Raw genomic sequence first — 22129 nt, 5'->3', positions numbered from 1 at the left:
GCCCCGACGGGCGGGAGGGCCTGCCCGCCGTAGGCGCTTACCCTATCAGCAGCTTGTCGACCTCGCCGCCGGGGATCGAGTGGGTCAGGGGCGTGAAATCTCCCCGGTCGAACATCGCGTGGGCCGCATCCTGGATCAGCCGGTGCGTGGCGCGGGCCAGCGCTGAGCCGAGCGAGATGCGCGCGACGCCAATGCCCGCGAACTCGACGCGGCTGACTTCGGCGAAGGGGCCAGCGGCGAGGGCGTTGACGGGCAGCGAGGTGGCGGCGCAGACCTGCGCCTGGCCCGCCATGTCCACCGGCATGGGCACATAGACGCAATCGGCCCCCGCGGCCTCGTAGCCCTGGATGCGGGCGATGGCCTCGTCCAGGTCGTATTGCCCGTTCATCACCCCATCGGCGCGCGCCACCAGCACGAAGTCGCCGGGCAGGGCGCGGGCGGCAGAGGCCGCGGCGCGGATGCGCTCCACCGCCAGATCGCGGGAATACGGTGTGGGCTCGGGCAGCATCGTATCCTCGATGGATATCCCCGCCAGGCCTGCCTCGGCAGCCAGTCGTACGGTCTCGGCGCAGCTGTCGGGGTCATGGCCGAAGCCGTTCTCGAAATCACCGGACACGGGCACATTGACCGCCGCGACCAGATCCTGGGCGTGGGCAAGGGACTCGTCGCGGGTCACATGGCCCATGTCGGGCCGCCCTAGGGTAAAGGCATGGGCCGCCGAAGACGTCGCGATCGCCTGTGCGCCCAGCCCCGCCAGCATCTTGGCCGAGCCGATGTCCCAGGCATTGGCCAGGATGAAGGGATCGCCCTTCACGTGAAGCGCGCGGAATTCTGCGCCGATGTCTCGGGTCATGGGGTCTCTCCTTCGGAAACATACTGTCGTTCGATCTCGATCAACCGGCGCTTGCGCCAGAGCCCGCCGCCATAGCCGGTGAGCGATCCGTCCGCGCCGAGGATGCGGTGGCAGGGGATCAGGATGGCGATGGGATTGGCGCCGTTGGCCGCGGCCACCGCGCGGGTGGCAGAGGGGCGGCCCAATGCGCGGGCCAGCTCGGAATAGCTGCGGGTCTGGCCTGCCGGGATTCGGCGTAGCTCGGCCCAGACCGCCTGTTGAAACGGCGTGCCCTGCGGGGCGAGGCGGGTGGCGAAGTTCGGGTCTGTGCCGCCGTGGTAGCGGGAGAGCTCTTCGGCCACCTGTTGGGTCGGGGCAGGGCGGCCGAAACCGATGCGCCCGCCGCTCATCTTCCACAGCCGGTCCAGCTCCTTCGGCAGCGCCTTGCGGTCCAGAAACTCCAACAGGTGCAACGCGTGCTGATCCGCCACCGCCACCATCGGCCCCAGTGGGGTGGTGATCCAATCGGCCCAGAGCACGGCATCGCGGGTAAACTGCCCCGGGCTGCGCCCCATGATCCGGGCAAACGCCGCGCGAAAGGCGCTGGGGCTGTCGAAACCCGCGTCCAGCTGTGCCTCGGTCGCGCCGTCGCCTGCTGCCAATGCGCCGATTCCGGCGGCGAGGCGGCGGGTGCGGGCGAGCTCCAGGAAGGTTTGCCCGGTGGCGCGGCGAAAGGCCCGGCGCACGGTCGAGGGGTCGAGCCCCATGGCGGTGAGATCGTCCTCGCGCCAGCGGCGGGTGGGATCTGCCTCCAGCGCGTCCATCAGACGGGCGACCAACGGGTCCTCACCCACCGGGTGGCAGCGTTTGCAGGGGCGATAGCCCGCTTCCAGACAGGCCTGGGCGCTGTCGTGGAAGGTGCAATTGACCTGTTTCGGCTTGGGGGCGGGACAGGTCAGGCGGCAGAAGATGCCGGTCGAGCGCACGGCCACGAAGGCCCGCCCATCATAGGCAGGGTCGCGGGCCAGAAGGGCGGCGTAGAGAGCATCGTCGTCGGGCAGGTCGAACATCATGGGGGCAGGTTAGCTTGTTCTGCGCTCATGTGGCGTCGAAAATCGGGCGTGGATCGAAAAAGCGCGGGTTTCGGGTTGGGAACGCGGGTTGGCCTCGGCTGCGCCTCGGCCCCAGCAAGGCGCACGCTCGTGCCGCCTTTGCATTCGCAAAGGCTTTACATCGCGGCCTCGGCAGGCGCCTGTGCGCCCGCCTCCGGGAGGTGGGGTGATGGTCGTGATCCAGTAGAGGGGGCGGCCCGGACCCGCGCCGCAGGCGCGGGCCATGCCCAACGGGAGGCGCCCCGGCAGGGGCAACGACGGGCGGGAGTGCTTCGGCTGTGGTCAACCCACCAGCCTCGCAGCAAATCCCAGAACCCGGCCCAGGGCCGCTTCGAACTCCGCATCCGCCACGGTCATCGCCACACGGATATGCCCCGCCGCCGCTTGGCCGAAGCTTTCCCCGGGCATGACGGCGATGCGTTCTTCGTCCAGCAGCCGGTTGGCGAACTCTTCACCCGATAGCCCCGTTGCGCGCATATCCAGCATCAGGTACATCGCCCCGCCCGAGGGCACGAGCTTGGCGACGTTCTGCCTGGCAATCAGCGCCCGGGCTGCGTCACGGCGACGGCGGAACGGCGCGGCGACCTCCTCTTCCAGCGCTTCGCCCTGGCCCAGGGCAAACACCGCCGCGTCCTGGATATAGCCCGGCACGCCATAGGTCGTGTGGGTGGCGAGTGTGATCAGGTGGGCAATTGCCTCCTCGGGCCCGATGACCCAGCCCACGCGGCTGCCGGTCATTGCGTGGCTTTTCGACATGGAGCCCACCACCAGGGTGCGGTCTGCCATGCCGGGCAGGGCGCGGGGCGAGACGTGGTCCCCCTCCCAGACCTGGGTGTCATAGACCTCGTCCGAGATGAGCCAGAGGTCGCGGCGTTGGCAAATCTCGGCAACGCCCTCCAGCGTCTCGCGGGTATAGACCACGCCGGTGGGGTTGTTGGGCGTGTTGATCATCAGGCAACTCGCATCCTCGGCCACCGCGTCGATCGCCGCCGCCTGCGGTTGGAACCCGTCACGGGGGCGGGCCTCGACCGGCACGGGGACCGCGCCCACGCCGCGGATGGTGCCGGGGTAGGTGGCGTAATAGGGATCGATGAACAGGGCGCGGTCGCCCTCGTCACAGGCGGCGTGATGCGCGGCGAAGAGCCCCGCCTGGCCGCCGGGGGTGATCAGCACATTGTCCATACTGGTCGGTACGCCCGTGCGCGCCTGAACCCGCGCCGCCACCGCCTGGCGCAGCTCGGTCACTCCGGGCACGATCGCATAGCCCGTGTGCCCGCCCCTGGCCGCCGCCTGCATCGCATCCAAGATCGCAGGCGCGGTGCGGATGTCATGTTCGCCGATGGTCAGCTCCACCACCGGCTCCCCCGCCACTTTCATGGCGCGGGCGCGATAGAACACATCCCACCCGTCGCTACCGCCCCCCGTCAGCCCGCGAATGCGTTTCGAAAGCTCCATGCCTGCCTCCCTGATTTGGCTCGCTTCGAACTAACGGAGGGACACACGGAGGCGGGGCACTTGTCAATCACCATTCGGCTTTCGCGCAATATCCGTTGGCAAAGGCGCAAATCCGCCAGAAACACCCTTTCCAAACTGCCCAACCCATGAGATAGGGACGTGCCAAACGAAAACTCCCAAGGAGACGCCGCCATGGAGATTCGCGAGGCCCTTACCTTTGACGACGTGCTGCTGGTTCCCGCTGCCAGTAATGTCCTGCCGACCACGGCGGACACCACCACATTCGTCACCAAATCCATCGCCCTGAACATCCCGCTTCTGTCCTCCGCCATGGACACGGTGACCGAGGCGCGCATGGCCATTGCCATGGCCCAGGCCGGCGGCATGGGGGTCATTCACAAGAACCTCGACGTGGAACAGCAGGCGCGTGAAGTGCGCCGGGTGAAACGGTTCGAAAGCGGCATCGTCTACAACCCGATCACGCTCACCGCCGACCAGACCTTGGCTGATGCCAAGGCGCTGCAGGAACGGTATCGCGTAACCGGCTTCCCGGTGGTCGATGCCGAAGGCCGCGTGGTCGGCATCGTGACCAACCGCGACATGCGCTTCGCCACCTCGGACGATACGCCGGTCAGCGTCATGATGACCTCGAACGACCTGGCCATGCTGCAGGAGCCCGCCGACCTTGAAGAGGCCAAGAGCCTGATGAAGGCGCGCCGGATCGAGAAACTGCTGGTCACCGATGGCGACGGCAAGCTGACCGGTCTGCTGACGCTCAAGGACACCGAACAGGCCGTCTTGAACCCGACCGCCTGCAAGGACGATCTGGGTCGTTTGCGTGTGGCCGCGGCTTCCTCGGTGGGCGACAGCGGCTTTGAACGCTCCAAGGCGCTGATCGATGCCGGTGTCGATATCGTCGTGGTCGACACGGCGCACGGCCATTCCGAAGGCGTGATCGAGGCGGTGAAACGCATCAAGGCCTATCGCCCCGAACAACAGGTCGTGGCGGGCAACGTCGCCACGGCGGCGGCCACCCGTGCGCTGATTGATGCGGGCGCCGATGCGGTCAAGGTCGGGATCGGCCCGGGTTCCATCTGCACCACCCGCATGGTGGCGGGCGTGGGCGTGCCGCAGCTGACCGCCATTTCCGATTGCGCGAAAGAGGCGGGCGACATCCCCGTCATCGCCGATGGCGGCATCAAGTTCTCGGGCGATTTCGCCAAGGCCATTGCCGCCGGGGCCTCCTGTGCCATGGTCGGCAGCATGATCGCGGGCACCGATGAAAGCCCGGGCGAGGTCATCCTGTACCAGGGCCGCTCGTTCAAGGCCTATCGCGGCATGGGCTCGCTGGGCGCGATGGCCCGTGGCTCCGCCGACCGTTACTTCCAGAAGGACGCGGCCAGCGACAAGCTGGTGCCCGAAGGGATCGAAGGCCAGGTGCCCTACAAAGGTCCCGCCGGGACCGTCATCCACCAGCTGGTCGGCGGTCTGCGCGCGGCCATGGGGTACACCGGCAATGGCACCGTCGCCGAGATGCGTCAGAACTGCCGTTTCGTGAAGATCACGGGCGCTGGTCTGAAGGAAAGCCACGTGCACGACGTGCAGATCACGCGTGAAAGCCCAAACTACCGGATTGGCTAATTGAATGAATGGCTTGCGCGTCAAAGTTAAGGTGATTTCGTGACCCCCGGCGCCCGTGTGGCGGCGGCGATCGAGGTGCTCGACGAGGTGCTTGCGGGCGCCAATGTCGAGCAGTGCCTGACCACCTGGGCGCGCAGCCATCGCTTTGCCGGATCGAAGGATCGGGCGGCGATCCGCGACCATGTCTTCGGTGCGCTGCGTGCGCTGCGCAGTTGCGCGGCTCTGGGCGGCGGCATGACCGGGCGGGCCGTGATGATCGGCGCCGAACGGGCCGCCGGGCGCGATCCTTCCGCGCTCTTCTCTGGCGAAGGCTATGCCCCGCCCGTGCTGTCAGCGGAGGAACATGACCACCAGCCCGCGCCGCTCTCGCAGGGCGAGGCGCTGGACATGCCCGATTGGCTTCTGCCCGAGCTTGGGCGGTCACTTGGTGCTGATCTCGACGTCATCTGTGATGCCCTGCGCCCGCGTGCGCCGGTCTTTCTGCGCGCCAACCTCGCCCGTACCACGCGGGAAGCCGCGCAAGAGGCTCTGGCGTCGGAGGGTATCGCTGCCGTCCCGCATTCCCTTGCCAAGACCGCTCTGCAAGTCACGGAAGGGGAACGGAAAGTTGCCGGAAGCTGCGCCTTTGCCGACGGGTTGATCGAACTTCAGGACGCAGCCTCTCAAGCAATCCTGGAAGGTCTGGAGATCCGCCCCGGTATGCGTGTCCTGGACTACTGCGCGGGTGGTGGCGGCAAGGCGCTGGCCCTGGCCGCTTTGGGGGCCAAGGTCACGGCCCATGACATCAATCCCGCCCGCATGCGCGACCTTCCGGCACGCGCCGAACGCGCGGGCGTGCGTATCAGGCAGAGCCGCAATCCCGCTGCGGACGGCCCCTTTGATCTGGTGCTACTTGATGCGCCCTGTTCGGGTGCAGGTTCCTGGCGCCGATCGCCGCAGGGAAAATGGCAACTGACCCAAGCACGTCTGGATGAACTTTGCGTCATACAGGCCCGAATTCTGGACAAAACTTATGAAATGGTCGCGCCGGGGGGCACTCTGGCCTATGCCACCTGTTCGCTGCTCAACTGCGAAAACAGCGACCAACTCAGGGACTTCCAAGCCCGCAATCCGGGATGGAAAATGATCCATGAAACCCGCCTCACCCCGCTCGACGGGGCGGATGGGTTTTACCTTGCGGCATTGACGCGCGAATAGTCTGCTGATTAAGTCAACTGGCGGTTGCTTTTGCGCCGTTGTTAATCGGGGCTTAACAGAATCCCTGCGAAATATCCCTGACCGACGAATCAAGAACAGGGGGATAGACGTGTCGCATCCGGCGCTCACACCGCGGCCACTGACCCAGGCCGCCATCGACCTGTCTCCCAAGGCGGGATATCTGCTGTTACTGGCTTTGCTGTTCATTGGTGCGGCTTGGGCGGTCCCGATGTTCCTGGCACAGATCGGATTGGCGCTTGTCGGGAGCACGTTTTTGGCCCTGACGTTGATGGTCTTCGGCATGGCCCGACGGTTCCGTCACGCGCAGAAGGAGCTCTTTCGCACCGTCTCCGCCTTCGTTGAACATGATGCGGCGCCCAGTTTCACCACCGATGCGGACGGCCAGATCGGCTATCAGAACCTGGCGGCGGTCGAACGGTTCGGCGGCAAGGATGGCGAGACGCTGATCTCTGCCCTCGGTGATCTTTTCGCCTCTCCGGCGGCGGTACTCTATCGTTTGCAGAACAAGGCCCAGGCAAAGGGGGCTGCGCGCGAGGACGTGGTGCTGCGCCGTGGCCACATGCGCCTGTCCGTGCATCTGGTGGGCGAGGATGGATATCTCTGGCGGCTTGAAGACATGGGCGACCGGGGGCCTGCGGGTCGCACCGGAGAGAATATCAGCCTGCCGATGATGACCGTGTCGCGCACCGGAACGATCCTCTTCATGAACGAGGCGCTTCGCCGCCTTCTGGGCGGGCGTGAAACAACACTGGACCGGGTCTTCAGCGACCTTCCGATCCGTGCGGGCGAAGTGATGCAGGTGGCCGGCAAGGACGGCCCAGTGCGCGCCATGGTGGCCGAGATCTCCAGCTCTGCGGGTCGGCGCGAGCTTTACCTGCTGCCCGAACCTCAGACCGCCGTGGTCAAGCCGGGCGAGTGGGGCGTGGTCGACGGGTTGCCCGTTCCGCTGCTGAAACTCGGGCCGGAAGGCGACATCCAGATGGCCAACCAGCGCGCCCGTGCTTTGCTGAACGATCCCGAGGCTGTGGGGTCTCTGTTGGCCGATCAGGTCGAGGGGCTGGGCCGCCCGGTCTCCGAATGGCTTCGCGAGGCCAATGCCGGCCGCCATCTTGGTCGCTCCGAAGTCGTGCGTGCCGTGAAACCCGAGGATGAGGTGTTCCTGCAGATCTCGTTGGGTCAGGTGGTCGAGGAGAACGGCGTCTCGCTGGTCGCCGTGCTGCATGACGCGACAGAGCTCAAGACGCTCGAGGCGCAGTTCGTTCAGAGCCAGAAGATGCAGGCCATCGGTCAATTGGCCGGCGGCGTCGCCCATGATTTCAATAACCTGCTGACGGCCATTTCCGGTCATTGCGACCTGCTTCTCATGAACCATGACGAAAGCGATCCGGAATATGCGGACCTGGCGCAGATCCACCAGAACGCCAATCGCGCGGCCTCGCTGGTCGGACAACTGCTCGCCTTCTCACGCAAGCAGACGTTGCGACCGGAGCGGGTGGACCTCACCGACTCGCTGGGTGACCTGACCCATCTGTTGAACCGCTTGGTGGGCGAAAAGGTGCGGCTGGATCTGAGCCACGACAATGACCTGCTGCCCATTCGTGCCGACCGGCGGCAGCTCGATCAGGTGTTGATGAACCTCGTGGTGAACGCGCGTGACGCCATGCCCGACGGGGGCGAAGTGCGGATCGAAACGCGCAACGTGTTCCTGGACAAACCACTTGAGCGCGATCGTGCCAGTGTGCCGCCAGGCGATTACGTGACCGTGCGCGTCATCGATCAGGGCACTGGCATTCCCGCGGACAAGCTACCGAAGATCTTCGAACCCTTCTTTACCACCAAACGGGCTGGGCAGGGCACCGGGCTGGGCCTGTCCATGGCCTATGGGATCATCAAGCAGACTGGCGGCTTCATCTTTGTCGATTCTGTGCCGGGGCAGGGTACGACCTTCTCGCTCTACTTCCCGGTCTATCAGGAAGGAGAGGCGGACCTGGCCGCGCAAGACGGCCTGCCCGCAGAAGCTCCTGGGGAGGCATCCGGGGAATCGCCGTCCGAACCCGCCGTGGAGGAACGCCCCGACGTCGCGCCGTTTGCGGCGGAGGAGCCCTCCGAACCATCACTGCCACCTGCCGTGGCGCGGGGCGATGATGCGGCGCTTCTTGCCGCCATCAGTCGCGCCGCGACTCCTGTGGAAGGGGCGCCAGAGGTCTCGGTCGTTGCCGAGAACAACGTGCCTGCTGCCGATATGGTCCCCGCCCCGACACTTCCCAAACCGACCCACGAGCCGGTCTCGGATGGGGGGATTGTTCTTCTGGTCGAGGACGAAGCCCCCGTTCGCGCCTTCGCGTCACGCGCCCTGCGCATGCGTGGATATACCGTGCTTGAGGCGGAAAACGCGGAAGAGGCGTTGAAGACGCTGGAAGATACGTCGCTCAAGGTGGATGTCTTTGTGACTGACGTGATCATGCCGGGCATGGACGGTCCGACCTGGGTGACCAAGGCGCTGGAGGATCGGCCAGGAGTGCGAGTCGTCTTCGTGTCGGGCTATGCCGAGGACAGTGTGGCCGAACACCAGGCGCGCATTCCGAATTCGGTCTTCCTGCCAAAGCCCTTCTCGCTATCGGAGCTTACGGAAACCGTACAGCGGCAATTGCACTAACATCCAGAATTCCTTGAAGAATATGGGCGCCTTCCCCGACGGGACGGCGGTCTTTCCACCTTTGCGAGTTCCGTTAACCATTTGGTCATGTATTTCTCGCAGGGTCATATCCATAGAGTTTTACTTGAATTGTTCGTGTTTTGGTCTCATAAGATGAGAACAAGGCAAGAACACCAGCCATCATTGCCGACCCCGGTTGGCTATGGGATAAGGGAAGAAACAATGGCAATTGCGGACCTGCTCGACATGGACAAGAAGCGCGACAGCGATAAACAGAAAGCTCTGGATTCGGCCCTGGCCCAGATTGAACGCCAGTTCGGTAAGGGCTCGATCATGAAGCTCGGCGCCGACAACCCGGTGGCGGAGATCGAGGCGACCTCGACCGGCTCGCTGGGCTTGGATATCGCGTTGGGGATCGGCGGTCTGCCGAAGGGGCGGATCATCGAGATTTATGGCCCGGAAAGCTCGGGCAAGACGACCCTGACCCTGCATTGCGTGGCAGAGGAACAGAAGAAGGGTGGCGTCTGCGCCTTCGTCGATGCCGAACACGCGTTGGACCCGCAATACGCCCGCAAGCTGGGCGTGGACCTGGATGAGCTCCTGATCTCACAGCCTGACACCGGCGAACAGGCGTTGGAGATCGTTGATACGCTGGTGCGCTCGGGCGCGGTGAACATGGTGGTTGTCGACTCGGTTGCCGCCCTGACCCCGAAGTCCGAGCTGGAAGGCGACATGGGCGACTCGAATGTCGGCGTGCAGGCCCGCCTGATGAGCCAGGCGATGCGCAAGCTGACCGGCTCGATCGCGCGGTCGAACTGCATGGTGATCTTCATCAACCAGATCCGCATGAAGATCGGCGTCATGTTTGGCAGCCCGGAAACCACCACCGGCGGCAACGCGCTGAAATTCTACAGCTCCGTGCGTCTGGACATTCGCCGCATCGGCGCGATCAAGGATCGCGATGAGGTGGTCGGCAACGCGACCCGCGTCAAGGTGGTGAAGAACAAGGTGGCCCCGCCGTTCAAACAGGTCGAGTTCGACATCATGTATGGCGAAGGCATCTCGAAGATGGGCGAGCTTCTGGACCTGGGCGTGAAGGCCGGCGTGGTCGACAAGTCGGGCGCCTGGTTCAGCTACGGCGACGAACGCGTCGGGCAGGGGCGTGAGAACGCCAAGACCTTCCTGCGTGAAAACCCCCGCGTGGCTTTGGAGATCGAAGACAAGATCCGCGCGGCCCACGGGTTGGATTTCGACATGCCGCCGGGCGCCCGGGACGAGGATGACGGGTTGGTCGAGGTCTGATCCCTCGCGGAAATCCCAAGTATCGCAAAGGCCGGGCCCATTGCCCGGCCTTTTTGCATGTGCAGCCGCAGCAACCACCTGTGGACAGCACCGCCCGCCCCTTGTAAACCAAGCCGAACGCCCATCAGAGACAGACGACCATGGCCAGCCTGAACGACATTCGCTCGACCTTTCTGAACTATTTCGCCAAGAACGGGCACGAGGTGGTGGACAGCTCCCCCCTGGTGCCGCGCAATGACCCGACGCTGATGTTCGTCAACTCGGGCATGGTGCAGTTCAAGAACCTGTTCACCGGGGTCGAGACCCGCGACTACAAGCGCGCGACCACCTCGCAGAAATGCGTGCGCGCCGGCGGCAAGCACAATGACCTGGATAATGTCGGGTACACCGCGCGCCATCATACCTTCTTTGAAATGCTGGGGAATTTCAGCTTCGGCGACTATTTCAAGACCGATGCGATCCCCTTTGCATGGGAGCTGATCACCAAGGATTTCGACATCCCGAAGGACAAGCTCTACACCACGGTTTATCACACCGATGACGAGGCGTTCGAGATCTGGAAGAAGGTCGGCGTGCCGGAAAGCCGCATTATTCGCATCGATACCTCGGACAACTTCTGGCAAATGGGCCCGACCGGTCCCTGCGGCCCCTGCACCGAGATCTTCTATGACCATGGTGAGCACATCTGGGGCGGCCCTCCGGGCAGCCCGGAGGAAGATGGCGACCGGTTCATCGAGATCTGGAACATCGTCTTCATGCAGAACGAGCAGTTCGAAGACGGCTCGATGATCGATCTCGAGATGCAGTCGATCGACACCGGCATGGGGCTGGAACGCATCGGCGCACTCTTGCAGGGCAGCCATGACAACTATGACACTGATCTGTTCAAGGCGCTGATCGAGGCGAGCGCGCATGCGACCTCGACCGATCCGTTTGGCGACAAGAACGTGCACCATCGGGTGATCGCGGACCACCTGCGGTCCACGTCGTTCTTGATGGCCGACGGGGTCATGCCTTCGAACGAGGGCCGCGGTTATGTGCTGCGTCGCATCATGCGCCGCGCCATGCGCCACGCCCACCTGCTGGGCGCGAAGGATCCGGTCATGCACCGCCTGGTGCCCGCGCTGGTCGGGCAGATGGGTCAGGCCTATCCTGAACTTGGCCGTGCTCAAGTGATGATCGAGGAGACGCTGCTGACCGAGGAGACCCGGTTCAAGGCGACCTTGGATCGGGGTCTGAAACTGCTGGATGACGAGCTGGTGGACCTGCCCGAAGGCGCCGATCTGCCGGGTCAGACCGCGTTCAAGCTCTATGACACCTACGGCTTCCCGCTCGACCTGACCCAGGACGCGCTGCGTGAAAAGGGCCGCGGCGTGGACACGGACGGGTTCGACGCGGCGATGGAAGAACAGAAAGCCAAGGCGCGCGCCGCCTGGTCCGGCTCGGGTGAGCAGGCGGATGCGACCGTCTGGTTCGACCTGGCCGAGGACAAGGGCGTGACCGAGTTCCTGGGCTATGACACCGAACATGCCGAGGGGCAGATCGTGGCCCTGGTTGCCGGGGGCGAGGCCGTCGAGGCCGCCAAGGCGGGGGATGAGGTGCAGATCGTCGTCAACCAGACGCCCTTCTACGCCGAAAGTGGTGGCCAGGTTGGCGACAGTGGTCTGGTGCGCACCGAGACCGGGTCGGCCAAGATCACCGACACCAAGAAGGTGGCCGGCGTGTTCATCCACATCGCCACGGTGGAGGAGGGTGAGATCACCACGGGGCAGGGGGCGGAGCTGAGTGTCGATCACCTGCGCCGCACCGCCATCCGCGCCAACCACTCGGCCACCCACCTGCTGCATGAGGCGCTGCGCAACGAGCTGGGCGAACATGTCGCGCAGCGCGGCAGCTTGAACGCGCCGGATCGTCTGCGCTTCGACTTCAGCCACAACAAGGGGCTGAGCGCGCAGGAACTGTCCAACGTGGCGCTGGAGGTGAATGCTTACATTCGCCAGAACACGCCCGTCGAAACGCGCATCATGACCCCGGATGACGCCCGCGCCATGGGCGCCCAGGCGCTGTTCGGCGAGAAATACGGCGACGAGGTGCGGGTCGTGTCGATGGGGCATGCGCCGACCGGCAAGGGTTCGGACGGGCAGACCTATTCGATCGAGCTTTGCGGCGGCACCCATGTGAAACAGACCGGCGACATCGGGCTCTGCGTGATCCTGGGTGATAGCGCGTCCTCCGCTGGCGTGCGCCGGATCGAGGCGCTGACCGGCAAGGCGGCCTTTGCCTACCTGGAGGATGAAGCCAAACGCGTGGCCGAGATCGCGGGCGTGTTGAAAGCGCAGCCCAGCGAGCTGGTGGACCGCATCAAGGGTCTGTTGGACGAACGCAAGGCGTTGACCGCCGAGGTGGCGCAGCTGCGTCGGGAGCTGGCCATGTCTGGTGGCGCCAAGGCTGAAGAGCCTGCGAAGGAGATCAACGGGGTCAGCTTCAAGGCGCAGGTTCTGACCGGCGTCTCAGGCCGTGACCTGCCGCCGCTGGTGGACGAGATGAAAGCGCAGATGGGATCGGGTGCGGTGCTTCTGATCGCTGATGTCGACGGCAAGGCCGCCGTGGCCGCCGGTGTGACCGAGGACCTGAAAGGTGATCTGTCTGCCGTGGACCTTGTGCGCGCGGCCGTGGCCGAGCTGGGCGGCAAGGGCGGCGGTGGCCGTCCCGACATGGCGCAGGGCGGGGGTAAGGATGCCTCCAACTCGGACGCGGCCATTGCTGCTGCCGAGGCGGTGATCGCGGGCTGACCATCCGGTCAAATACCGCTTGCTGAGACACGGAAAGGGCGCGTAACCTGCATGGGTTCGCGCCCTTTTTCCATAGGAGAGACCATGCCTGCGCTCTGGATTGCCCATGTCACCGTCACCGATGAAGAGGCCTATGGCAAATATGCCAAGCTGGCCGGACCGGCCATTGCCAAACACGGCGGGCACTTCATTGCCCGCGCCGGGCGTTACGTGCAGCTCGAGGGCAAGGAGCGCCCGCGCAATGTGGTTGCCAAGTTCGATAGCGTCGAGGCCGCCGAGGCCTGTTACCACAGCCCCGAATACCAGGAAGCGCTGAACCACGCGCGCGATGCGTCCGAGCGGGAGCTGCTGATCGTCGAGACCAGCGAGTAGGCGCGTTCTCGCCCCGCTGCTTGCACAAATAGTCTAACAAAAAGGGCCCCAACTGGGGCCCTTTCGTCGTTCTATCTCAGGCGCTTACTGGTTCGCCTTCGCATGACGCTTGCGCTCATGCGGGTCCAGGTAGCGCTTGCGCAGGCGGATCGAGTTCGGCGTCACCTCGACCAGTTCGTCGTCGTTGATATAGGCGATCGCCTCTTCCAGCGACAGGGTGACGGGCGTGGTCAGGCGCACGGCTTCATCGGAACCCGAGGCACGCACGTTGGTCAGTTTCTTACCCTTCAGCGGGTTCACTTCCAGGTCGTTGTCGCGAGAATGCTCGCCGATGATCATGCCGGTGTAGACGTCCACCTGCGCGCCGATGAACATCTTGCCGCGATCTTCCAGGTTCCACAGGGCATAGGCCACGGAGGTGCCGTTCTCCATCGAGATCAGAACGCCCGCGCGGCGGCCCGGGATGGCGCCCTTGTGGGCCGTCCAGCCGTGGAACACACGGTTCAACACGCCGGTGCCGCGGGTGTCGGTCAGGAACTCGCCGTGGTAGCCGATCAGCCCGCGCGAGGGCACGTGGGCGATGATGCGTGTCTTGCCCGCGCCGGCCGGGCGCATCTCGACCAGCTCGCCCTTGCGTGCGCCGGTCAGTTTCTCGATCACCGCACCGGAGTATTCGTCATCCACGTCGATGGTGGCTTCCTCGACCGGTTCCATCACCTGGCCGTCGTCTTCGCGCATGATCACCTGCGGGCGGGAGATCGACAGTTCGAACCCTTCGCGGCGCATGTTCTCGATCAGCACGCCCATCTGCAGTTCGCCACGGCCCGAGACCTCGAAAGCCTCGCCGCCCGGAGTGTCCTCGATCTTGATGGCGACGTTCGATTCCGCCTCTTTCATCAGGCGGTCACGGATCACACGCGACTGCACCTTCTTGCCGTCCCGGCCCGCAAGCGGGCTGTCGTTGATGCCGAAAGTCACGGTGATGGTGGGCGGGTCGATCGGCTGGGCGTCCAGCGGTTCCTCGACTGCCAGGGCGCAGATCGTGTCGGCCACGGTGGCCTTGGACATGCCGGCGATGGAGACGATATCGCCCGCGACGGCTTCGTCGATGTCCTGTTGGGCGAGGCCGCGGAAGGCCTGGATCTTGGTCACGCGGAACTGTTCGATCTTCTGGCCGATGCGCGACAGGGCCTGCACGGTGGCGCCCACCTTCAGCGTGCCCGACTCCACGCGGCCGGTCAGGATGCGGCCAACGAACGGGTCGGCGCCCAGGGTCGTGGCCAACATGCGGAAGTCTTCGCCCTGATGGGCCAGCTGTTTCGGCGCGGGCACGTGGTTGACGATCAGGTTGAACAGCGCGTGCAGGTCCTTGCGGGGTCCGTCCAGCTCGGCATCCGCCCAGCCGTTGCGGCCAGAAGCGTACATGTGCGGGAAGTCCAGCTGGTCCTCGGTGGCGTCGAGCGAAGCGAAGAGGTCGAAACATTCGTCCAGCGCGCGGTCGGGTTCGGCATCGGGCTTGTCGACCTTGTTCAGCACGACGATCGGGCGCAGCCCCAGGGCCAGCGCCTTCGAGGTCACGAATTTGGTTTGCGGCATCGGGCCCTCGGCGGCGTCCACCAGCAGGACAACGCCATCGACCATCGACAGGATACGTTCGACCTCGCCACCGAAATCGGCGTGGCCGGGGGTGTCGACGATGTTGATCCGCGTGCCTTTCCATTCAACGCTGGTCGGCTTGGCGAAGATGGTAATGCCGCGCTCGCGCTCCAGGTCGTTCGAGTCCATGGCCCGTTCGGCCACTTCCTGGTTTTCGCGGAACGCACCGGATTGTTTCAGAAGCTCGTCCACCAGCGTGGTCTTGCCGTGGTCAACGTGAGCAATGATCGCGATATTGCGAAGGTCCATGATACGCGCCTTTTCAGAAGAGTTGGCGCGCGGATAACGTGGATGGGGGCGAATTGCTAGCCCCTAGTGCGACGCCGTAGAAGAAAACAGGTTAATTACCACGATCCCGGCCAATATCAGCGCAAGACCCAGCAAGGCGGGCAGGTCCAGCCGCTGGCCGAAGACTGCATAACCGATCCCGGCGATCAGCACGATGCCCAGGCCCGACCAGATCGCATAGGCGATGCCCACCGGCATGAATTTCAGCGCCCAACCCAGCAGGATGAAGCTGATCACATAGGCCACGACCACGGTCACTGACGGGCCAAGGCGGCTGAACTGCTGGCTGGCCTGCAGGGCCGAGGTGCCGATGGTTTCGAACACCACCGCGACAAAGAGGATGAGGTACTGCATCGCGCGCTCCTTTGCCCTCTTTTGGGCGTTGACGCTCGGCCTGTCCAGTCTGCGCGCGACGCCATTGCAGTTCAATCGCGACCCCGGTTTCGGCGCTGGGGTTGAGTAAATTTAAAAACCGTGATTAAAGGCTGACAAAATCACTGGGGTATTCATATGTGCCGTTGGGCCGCCTATCTGGGGCAACCGATCTTCATCGAGGATGTCGTCTCGAACCCGGGACATTCGCTTGTCGTGCAAAGCCAGGACGCCGAGGAGGCCAAGACCGCCATCAACGCGGACGGGTTCGGTGTGGCCTGGTATGGTCACCGGCCCGAGCCGGGGTTGTTTCGCGATGTCTATCCGGCCTGGTCCGATCCGAACCTTCGGTCTCTGGCTGAGCAAGTGCAATCAGGGCTGTTTCTGGCCCATGTACGCGCCTCGACCGGCACGGCGACCAGCCGCAACAACTGCCATCCCTTTGCCGTCGACAAGTGGAGCTTCATGCACAACGGTCAGGTCGGCGGGTTCGAGTGCTTTCGCAAGAAGGCGGATATGCTGATCCCGGATGAGCTCTACGCGCATCGCAAGGGGGCAACGGACAGCGAGGTGCTGTTCCTGCTGATGTTGGGGGCAGGGGGGCAGGACCCGGTCGCGGGGCTTGCAGCTTCCGTGCGTCAGCTCGAGGGTCTGTCGCGCGCCCATGGCGGAACGCCGCACATGCGCTTGTCGGCGGCCTTCTCGGATGGCGAAACGCTTTGGGCGGCGCGTTATTCTTCGGATGAGATCGCACCGACGGTCTATTATCGCTGGTCGCAGACGCGCGTCGGTTGGGCGGTGGTATCCGAACCTCTGGAAAGCGACGAGGGGGATTGGACCGAGCTGCTGCCTGGGCAGGTGGCGCGGTTCCAGGGCGAAGAGGTCGATATCCTCCCCTTCGCCCCCTGAGGTCTCAGCCCACCAGGGCCTTGTTCAGGTTCTCGTCGATCTTGTCGAGGAAACCCATGGTGGTCAGCCAGCCCTGGTCGGGGCCGACCAGCAGGGCCAGGTCCTTGGTCATGTGGCCCGATTCCACGGTCTCGACGATCACACGCTCCAGCGTCTCGGCAAAGGCGCGCAGGGCGACGTTCTCATCCAGCTTGGCGCGGTGTTTCAGCGCGCCGGTCCAGGCGTAGATCGAAGCGATCGAGTTGGTCGAGGTGGCCTCGCCCTTCTGGTGCTGGCGATAGTGGCGGGTCACGGTGCCGTGGGCCGCTTCGGCCTCGACGATCTTTCCGTCCGGCGTCATCAGCTGCGAGGTCATCAGGCCCAATGATCCGAACCCCTGCGCCACGGTGTCGGACTGCACGTCGCCATCGTAATTCTTGCAGGCCCAGACGAACTTGCCGTTCCACTTCATCGCACAGGCGACCATGTCGTCGATCAGCCGGTGTTCATACCACAGCCCCTTGGCTTCGAACTGCTCCTTGAACTCGGTGTCATAGATATGCTGGAACAGCTCCAGGAAGCGGCCATCATATTGCTTCAGAATGGTATTCTTGGTCGACAGGTACAGCGGCCAGCCGATGTTCAGCGCGTAGTTCATCGAGGCGCGGGCGAAATCGACGATGGATCTGTCGAGGTTGTACATCGACATGAAGACACCGGCGTCGGGGGCGTCGAAGACCTCTTTCTCGATCACCGTGCCGTCTTCGCCGACGAATTTCATCGTCAGCTTGCCGGCGCCCGGGAACTTGAAATCTGTCGCCTTGTACTGGTCGCCGAAGGCGTGGCGGCCGATCACGATGGGCGAGGTCCAGCCGGGCACAAGGCGCGGCACGTTCTTGCAGATGATCGGCGCGCGGAACACCACGCCGCCCAGGATGTTGCGGATCGTGCCATTGGGGCTGCGCCACATCTGTTTCAGGCCGAACTCTTCCACCCGGGCCTCGTCCGGGGTGATTGTGGCGCATTTCACCGCGACGCCGATTTCCTTGGTCTTTTCGGCGGCGTCGATGGTGATCTGATCCTCGGTCCGGTCGCGTTCCTCGATGCCCAGGTCGTAATAGAGCAGGTCGAGGTCCAGGTAGGGCTGGATCAGCTTCTTCTTGATGAAGTCCCACATGATGCGGGTCATTTCATCGCCGTCCATTTCGACGATGGGATTGTCGACTTTGATCTTCGTCACGGGAAAGCCCTCCGGCTGGTCACATTTGCGCTCTCTTTAGCGCAAACGGAGCCGGAGGGGAAGTGTTGTATGCGACGGTATACATAATTATTCCGCCGCAAGCCGCCGTCAGTAGAAGGGCGTGTAGGTAAACATGCGTTCGTTGCGCGTGCCGCCCGGGGTCAGAACGATGCCGAAGGCAAAGACATTGCCGTGATAGACGTCGCCGGCACCGAAGTCGTTCTCGTGAAAGCCTGCGTCTGCATAGAGGCGCACACTGTCAGAGACGTCATGGCTGACCCCGACCGACAGAAGGCCGAAATGACCGAAGTCGCCGTCATAGATCACGTCGCGGGCGAAAGCACGCAGACGGGTGCGGTCGGTCAGGGCATAGCTGCCGTGCAGCTCGGCCAGGGTCGCCGGTTCAACGTTGGAAACAAACCGACCGACCCTCCCCTCAAGGCGCAGGGGGCCGTTCACGTGCGTTGCTTCGACGCCGAGGAACCAATCGGTTCCATTGAAGCTGTCCATGGCCACCACGCCACCCAGGCGTGTCCGGTCATTCAGGTCCCGGAACAGATGCAGGTTGAGCGAGTTGATGTGCCGAAAACTCAGGAACGATCCGAACTGCCGACCTCGGACATGTGGCCCAAGCCGACCTGGATACCACCCCGGTCAGACTCCAGGAAACTTGCGCTGACCCAGGCTTCGGCGGTGTCGACGCGAAAGCCGAGCCCGTCGTCATAGCTGGCGTATTCAATGCCGAAACTTAGCCCGTCCAGCCCCGGCTCCGATGCCAGTCCCGGCCCCTGCGCATGAGCGCTGGACGTGGTGGCGGACGTAGATATGACACATGCGGCCAAAGCCGCAGCGAACCTTTTCATGGTGTGATCTCCCAGTCAGTTTCAATGTGGGAGGAAGACGGTAATTATTGGCCCCAGTTCGGGGGTCGTTTCTCAATGAACGCCTGAATGCCTTCCTCGGTATCCTTGAACAACATGTTCTCAACCATAACGTTACCGGTGAAAGCATAGGCATCGGAAGTTGACATGGTCAACTGGTCGTAGAAAGCGGATTTGCCGACCTTGACCGCGGCGCCGAGTTTCGCGGCCACCTTGGCGGCCAGCGCCATTGCTTCGTCGGTCAACACGTCGGGCGCCACCACGCGGTTGACCAGCCCCAGTTCGGCGGCGCGCTCGGCTGAGATGAACTCGCCCGTCGTCAGCATCTCAAACGCCTGTTTGCGCGGGATGTTGCGGGTCAGGGCGACCATGGGGGTGGAGCAGAACAGGCCGATATTGACCCCGTTCACGCCGAACCGCGTACCCTCGGCCGCCACCGCCATGTCGCAGGTGGCGACCAGTTGGCAGCCGGCGGCGGTGGCGATGCCGTGTACCTCGGCAATCACAGGTTGGGGCAGGCGTTGCAGCGACTGCATCATGGCAGCGCAGCGGTCGAAGAGGTCCTTGAAATAGGCGCGTCCCCCGTCCTCGGCCGCGCGGCCTGCGGTCATCTGTTTCAAATCGTGCCCCGCGCAAAAGGCCTTGCCCGCGCCCGCGATCACCACTGCGCGGATCGTGCTGTCCTGGGCCAGTGCGTCGATCTCGGCCTGAAGGGCCGCCAGCATCTCATCCGACAGCGCATTCAGCGCTTTCGCGTTGTTCAGGGTCAGTCGGGCAACTGACGCTGCGTCCTCGCGCTTCAGAATCGGTTCCGTCATCTTGTCCTCCCGCAGATTTCCCGCTCACGATAGGGGTCAAGACAGAGAGGGAAAAGCATGGACGTGAAAATGTCGAAAGAGGAGCTGGGCGCGTTCCTTGATGCCCAGTTCGAGCAGGTGGCGAAGGATTTCGTGGTCGAACAGGTGCGCCCGATGGGAATTACCGTGCGCAAGCTGGTGCAGCAGAAACACTTGCGCCCAGGCGGGACGGTGTCCGGCCCGACCATGTTTGCCCTGGCAGATGTCTGCGTCTATCTGGCGATCCTGGGCATGGTCGGCCCCAAGGCGCTGGCGGTGACGACCAACTGTTCCATCGACTTCATGCGCAAGCCGGTGGCCCATGCGGATCTGATCGCCGATTGCACCCTACACAAGCTGGGCAAGGTGTTGGCCGTGGGGGATGTGTTGATCCGTTCGGAAGGGCAGGAGGCGCCGGTTGCCCGGGCCACCCTGACTTATTCGATCCCGCCGGGGTAGCGGTTATTCCAGTTCGATCCGGATCACGACCCCATCCGCCCCATAGCCCCAGTTGTCAGCCGATGCGACAATGGCGGTGCTGACCACGGCGGCAACCAGCCCAGCGGGTGAGGCGCCACCAAAGGCCACGCCTTGCAGCGCCGGGTCGACCTTGCGGGTGCCCGTCTGTTCCCCGGTGGTGCAGGAGATATGCAGGGGCGTCGGTTTTCCCTTCATGGTCGGCAGGCGCACATAGGCGGGGGTGACGAACTCTCCGCTCAATTCCGCGCTGTCCAGGGTGCAGCGGGCGCCGACAACTTCCGCCTCCTGGCCATCTTGTTCGATGAAGCTGCGCAGGATCGGTTCGCGGTAGCCGGTGATGCGTTCAGCCGGAACGCCCGGTTTCACGGCCATCGATACGGGCGGTGCGGTGACTTCGGCGCCCTGCATGCAGCCAGTCAGGACGACAAGAGCGGACAGCGCGGGAAAAGCAGTGCATTTCAATTCCTCTTTTGAAATTTTTCAGAGGGTTATCGGCAGCTCCCGCCAGGTTGTCAATTCGCAACCCTCGACCTGCGATCAAATGTTCCACGCGCTGAATATCTGCTCCACGTGGGTGCTGTGTGGAGCGGCTGAGGGGGCTCTGTCGCCCCCAGGGAGGCGACAGAGCCAAGTCTCTTACGGGATCAGATTCGACACGTAGGGCGGCAAGGCAAAGGCGCCCTGGTGCACCTCGGGGGTGTAGTAGCCCGTGTCCAGCTCGGCCGCGTCAAAGCGCCCGCGCAGCACGTCCAGCGGCACATCGCGCGCGTCGCCATCGGTGCCCCAGCCAAAGGCCATCGGCCCGCCAGCATAGGTCGGCACCGTGGCGAGGTAGCAGGTCGCGTCGGCAAAGAGCGTCTTGAAGGCGCGCATGGTGCCGGTCAGCTCGTCGCCCTGCATGAAGGGCACGCCGTTCTGGGTGACCAGGATGCCGTTCGGCGCCAAGGCGCGTTTGGCATGGCCATAGAAATGGTCGGTGAACAGCACCTCGCCCGGACCGATCGGATCGGTCGAGTCGATGATGATCACGTCATAACCACCCTCGGTGGTCTTCATGAACTCGGCCCCGTCGGCAATGATCAACTCCAGGCGCGGGTCGTCGAAGGCGCCGCGCGACAGCATCGGCAGGTATTCCTTCGAAAACTCGACCACACCGCCGTCGATCTCGACCATGGTGACATGTTCCACAGAGGCGTGATCCAGCGCCGCGCGGGCCATGCCGCCGTCGCCGCCACCCACGATCAGCACGCGTTTCGCGGCGCCATGGGCCAGGATCGGCACATGGGTCAGCATCTCGTGGTAGATGAAATTGTCGCCCTCGGTGGTTTGCATCACATCGTCCAGCGTCAGGATGCGGCCAAATGTGCCGTTCTGGAACACTTTCAGGCGCTGACGCTCGGTCTTGCTGTCATAGAGCAGCTCGTCCACGCGCAGCGACTGGGCGTAGTGGTCGTGCAGACGCTCGGTGATCCACTCCTCGCTCATGCCGCCACCTCGTCGGCGACGATGCCGTCACCGCGCAGCAGTTCCTTGACGCGCACGTTTTCGGTCTGGAAGGCGGCTTTCAACACATCGACCGCGTTCCAGGGCTGGGCGTCGCCGCACATGAAGACGTCAAAGGCGCCGTAGCCAATTTCCGGCCAGGTGTGCACCGAGATATGGCTTTCCGACAGGACTGCCACGCCGCTCACGCCCTGGGGGCTGAACTTGTGCGTGTGGATGTGCAGAAGCGTCGCGCCGCAGTCTTCCACGCAGTCGCGGAAGGCCTGTTGGATGCGGTCTTCGTCGTCCAGACCATGGCCGTCCATCACCTCGATGATCAGATGCGTGCCCGCAAAGACCTTGCCGTCGCGACGAATGAAATGGTCGTGACGGTCTTCGTCCAGCAATTCGCATGCAAGATTGGAATTGGCCGCAATCGGGCCATGTGAGCCTTCCTCGTGGGCGCCTGTCTCCAGACCGATCCCCAGTTGGAAGAGGTCCGCGTCCTTCATGGCGCTCCCCTTCGTTACCAGCAGTTCGTTCCAGTCGGTCCCTTAGCGCCCCCCCAGATGGCTCGTGGGGTTGGGATCGGTCCCGAAAGTGAGGGGCATCTAGGCTTGGTTGCG

20 protein-coding genes are annotated in these 22129 nt (G+C 64.0%); 8 read left to right on the top strand and 12 right to left on the bottom strand.

The features are described from left to right. Positions 1-37: 37 nt before the first annotated feature. The 3 genes from ACO07D_RS18820 to ACO07D_RS18810 form a co-directional block, all read right to left on the bottom strand. Positions 38-853 (bottom strand): isocitrate lyase/PEP mutase family protein, encoded by an 816-nt coding sequence (locus ACO07D_RS18820; protein ID WP_421704461.1) that lies wholly within the window; start codon positions 851-853, stop codon positions 38-40. After that, on the bottom strand, positions 850-1905 hold the full coding sequence (locus ACO07D_RS18815) for a bifunctional transcriptional activator/DNA repair enzyme AdaA (RefSeq protein WP_421704460.1): 1056 nt from the start codon (positions 1903-1905) through the stop codon (positions 850-852). Before ACO07D_RS18815 ends, ACO07D_RS18820 begins: the two co-directional genes overlap by 4 nt. 321 nt (positions 1906-2226) lie before the next feature. Further along, entirely contained in the window at positions 2227-3399 is a 1173-nt protein-coding gene (locus tag ACO07D_RS18810; protein WP_421704459.1) for a pyridoxal phosphate-dependent aminotransferase, read from the bottom strand. 192 nt (positions 3400-3591) lie between these two features. Here ACO07D_RS18810 and guaB point away from each other — a divergent pair, with 192 nt between their 5' ends. The 6 genes from guaB to ACO07D_RS18780 all read left to right on the top strand — a co-directional run bounded on the left by guaB (position 3592) and on the right by ACO07D_RS18780 (position 13380). Then, complete coding sequence (gene guaB / locus ACO07D_RS18805) at positions 3592-5040, top strand: IMP dehydrogenase (RefSeq protein WP_421704458.1); 1449 nt, start codon at positions 3592-3594, stop codon at positions 5038-5040. 39 nt (positions 5041-5079) lie between these two features. Then, positions 5080-6237 (top strand): RsmB/NOP family class I SAM-dependent RNA methyltransferase, encoded by a 1158-nt coding sequence (locus ACO07D_RS18800; RefSeq protein WP_421704457.1) that lies wholly within the window; start codon positions 5080-5082, stop codon positions 6235-6237. A 289-nt stretch (positions 6238-6526) separates the two neighbouring features. Next, positions 6527-8914: an ATP-binding protein gene (locus ACO07D_RS18795; RefSeq protein ID WP_421705073.1), complete on the top strand. Its 2388-nt coding sequence runs from the start codon at positions 6527-6529 to the stop codon at positions 8912-8914. Positions 8915-9136: 222 nt separating this feature from the next. After that, on the top strand, positions 9137-10216 hold the full coding sequence (gene recA / locus ACO07D_RS18790; RefSeq protein WP_421704456.1) for a recombinase RecA: 1080 nt from the start codon (positions 9137-9139) through the stop codon (positions 10214-10216). A gap of 140 nt (positions 10217-10356) precedes the next feature. Continuing rightward, positions 10357-13008: an alanine--tRNA ligase gene (alaS, locus tag ACO07D_RS18785; RefSeq protein WP_421704455.1), complete on the top strand. Its 2652-nt coding sequence runs from the start codon at positions 10357-10359 to the stop codon at positions 13006-13008. Positions 13009-13092: 84 nt separating this feature from the next. Beyond that, positions 13093-13380 carry a DUF1330 domain-containing protein gene (locus tag ACO07D_RS18780; protein WP_421704454.1) on the top strand — a complete coding sequence of 96 codons (288 nt, stop codon included), beginning with the start codon at positions 13093-13095 and terminating at the stop codon, positions 13378-13380. An 84-nt stretch (positions 13381-13464) separates the two neighbouring features. On the opposite strand, the gene typA is transcribed toward ACO07D_RS18780, so the two are convergent. Next, complete coding sequence (typA, locus tag ACO07D_RS18775; protein WP_421704453.1) at positions 13465-15285, bottom strand: translational GTPase TypA; 1821 nt, start codon at positions 15283-15285, stop codon at positions 13465-13467. A gap of 63 nt (positions 15286-15348) precedes the next feature. After that, complete coding sequence (locus tag ACO07D_RS18770; protein WP_421704452.1) at positions 15349-15678, bottom strand: DMT family transporter; 330 nt, start codon at positions 15676-15678, stop codon at positions 15349-15351. A 156-nt stretch (positions 15679-15834) separates the two neighbouring features. Here ACO07D_RS18770 and ACO07D_RS18765 point away from each other — a divergent pair, with 156 nt between their 5' ends. Next, positions 15835-16605 carry a class II glutamine amidotransferase gene (locus ACO07D_RS18765; RefSeq protein WP_421704451.1) on the top strand — a complete coding sequence of 257 codons (771 nt, stop codon included), beginning with the start codon at positions 15835-15837 and terminating at the stop codon, positions 16603-16605. A gap of 4 nt (positions 16606-16609) precedes the next feature. On the opposite strand, the gene ACO07D_RS18760 is transcribed toward ACO07D_RS18765, so the two are convergent. The 4 genes from ACO07D_RS18760 to ACO07D_RS18745 all read right to left on the bottom strand — a co-directional run bounded on the left by ACO07D_RS18760 (position 16610) and on the right by ACO07D_RS18745 (position 19523). Continuing rightward, positions 16610-17824 carry an NADP-dependent isocitrate dehydrogenase gene (locus tag ACO07D_RS18760; protein ID WP_421704450.1) on the bottom strand — a complete coding sequence of 405 codons (1215 nt, stop codon included), beginning with the start codon at positions 17822-17824 and terminating at the stop codon, positions 16610-16612. 108 nt (positions 17825-17932) lie between these two features. Continuing rightward, positions 17933-18334: a hypothetical protein gene (locus ACO07D_RS18755; protein ID WP_421704449.1), complete on the bottom strand. Its 402-nt coding sequence runs from the start codon at positions 18332-18334 to the stop codon at positions 17933-17935. An 80-nt stretch (positions 18335-18414) separates the two neighbouring features. Next, positions 18415-18687, bottom strand: coding sequence for a hypothetical protein (locus ACO07D_RS18750; protein ID WP_421704448.1), 273 nt, complete (start codon positions 18685-18687; stop codon positions 18415-18417). A gap of 44 nt (positions 18688-18731) precedes the next feature. Further along, positions 18732-19523 (bottom strand): enoyl-CoA hydratase, encoded by a 792-nt coding sequence (locus tag ACO07D_RS18745; RefSeq protein WP_421704447.1) that lies wholly within the window; start codon positions 19521-19523, stop codon positions 18732-18734. A 57-nt stretch (positions 19524-19580) separates the two neighbouring features. On the opposite strand from ACO07D_RS18745, the gene ACO07D_RS18740 reads away from it, so the two are divergent. Continuing rightward, a complete protein-coding gene (locus ACO07D_RS18740) occupies positions 19581-20000 on the top strand; it encodes a PaaI family thioesterase (RefSeq protein WP_421704446.1) in 420 nt (139 codons plus the stop codon). 3 nt (positions 20001-20003) lie between these two features. On the opposite strand, the gene ACO07D_RS18735 is transcribed toward ACO07D_RS18740, so the two are convergent. From ACO07D_RS18735 to speD, 3 genes are all read right to left on the bottom strand, one after another. Further along, the gene (locus ACO07D_RS18735; protein WP_421704445.1) at positions 20004-20429 is read right to left on the bottom strand and encodes a hypothetical protein; all 426 of its coding nucleotides are present in this window, start codon (positions 20427-20429) and stop codon (positions 20004-20006) included. A gap of 228 nt (positions 20430-20657) precedes the next feature. Further along, positions 20658-21506, bottom strand: coding sequence for a polyamine aminopropyltransferase (gene speE, locus ACO07D_RS18730; RefSeq protein WP_421704444.1), 849 nt, complete (start codon positions 21504-21506; stop codon positions 20658-20660). After that, positions 21503-22015 carry an adenosylmethionine decarboxylase gene (gene speD / locus ACO07D_RS18725; protein WP_421704443.1) on the bottom strand — a complete coding sequence of 171 codons (513 nt, stop codon included), beginning with the start codon at positions 22013-22015 and terminating at the stop codon, positions 21503-21505. The genes speE and speD overlap by 4 nt, the downstream gene beginning before the upstream one ends. Between the last annotated feature and the right edge of the window lie 114 nt (positions 22016-22129).

Origin of the sequence: Aliiroseovarius sp. (assembly GCF_965228805.1) — a bacterium.
In the GTDB taxonomy this organism is placed as follows: Bacteria; Pseudomonadota; Alphaproteobacteria; order Rhodobacterales; family Rhodobacteraceae; genus JASBTN01.
This window is presented reverse-complemented; position numbering and strand designations above follow the sequence as displayed.